This is a genomic window from Nocardia sp. NPDC058666, assembly GCF_042714895.1.
Taxonomy (GTDB): domain Bacteria; phylum Actinomycetota; class Actinomycetes; order Mycobacteriales; family Mycobacteriaceae; genus Nocardia.
Genome location: NZ_JBHXRY010000125.1, coordinates 1 through 1,019 on the forward strand (window position 1 = coordinate 1; position 1,019 = coordinate 1,019).

Sequence of the window (1,019 nt, forward strand, 5' to 3'; positions counted from 1 at the left end):
GCCCCTTGGTCGTGCCCTCACCGCCGGAGGCGCAGGCGGACAGGAAGCTCATCGTGGGCACCGAGATCAGTCCCAGCGCCGCGGAGCGCTTGATCAGGTCACGGCGGCCGAGGCCCTCACCAGTGGATCCCATGCTCATGTCCTCGCCTTCGTCAGAAGTGTGAAGGAGGCCGGAAATCACGACGGCACCGCGCGTGCGGACATCACCGCAGGTCCCCGCCATCCCCCGGTCCGGTGCCGCCCAGTACCGCGGCGATCCGGACGGGCACAGGTATAGTCCACTTCCGCTCCTGTGAGCAAGATCATGCACACGGTTGCCTGTCAGCTTTTCCGAGTTGAGACCTCCCCGAAACCTGGCCCCGGCCGGAAATGGCGGAAGGGCCGTACCCCCTTAACGGGGATACGGCCCTTTGGTGCCGCTACGGTCCTCAGCCTCGGATGAGGTTCCGGAGGACGTACTGCATGATGCCGCCGTTGCGGTAGTAGTCCGCCTCACCCGGCGTGTCGATGCGGACGACCGCGTCGAACTCCACACCGGTGTCGGTGGTGACCTTGACCGTGCGCGGGGTGGTGCCGTTGTTCAGCTCCTCCACACCGGTGAAGGCGAAGGTCTCCTCGCCGGTGAGGCCCAGGGAGGCGGCGGTGGCGCCCTCCGGGAACTGCAGGGGCAGGACGCCCATGCCGATCAGGTTGGAGCGGTGGATGCGCTCGTAGGACTCGGCGATGACGGCCTTGACGCCGAGCAGCGCGGTGCCCTTGGCGGCCCAGTCGCGGGAGGAGCCGGAGCCGTACTCCTTGCCCGCCAGGATGACCAGCGGGATGCCGGCGGCCTGGTAGTTCTGCGAGGCGTCGTAGATGAACGCGACCGGCGCGCCGTCGACGGTGAAGTCGCGGGTGAAGCCGCCCTCGGTGCCCGGCGCGATCTGGTTGCGCAGGCGGATGTTGGCGAAGGTACCGCGGATCATGACCTCGTGGTTGCCTCGGCGCGAGCCGTAGGAGTTGAAGTCGCGCTTCTCGAC

1 pseudogene is annotated in these 1,019 nt (G+C 67.8%); it reads right to left on the reverse strand.

Going from position 1 to position 1,019, the window contains the following annotated elements:
• Positions 1–428: 428 nt before the first annotated feature.
• Positions 429–1,019: pseudogene (gene acnA / locus ACFWVD_RS28975) on the reverse strand (aconitate hydratase); the annotation flags it as partial.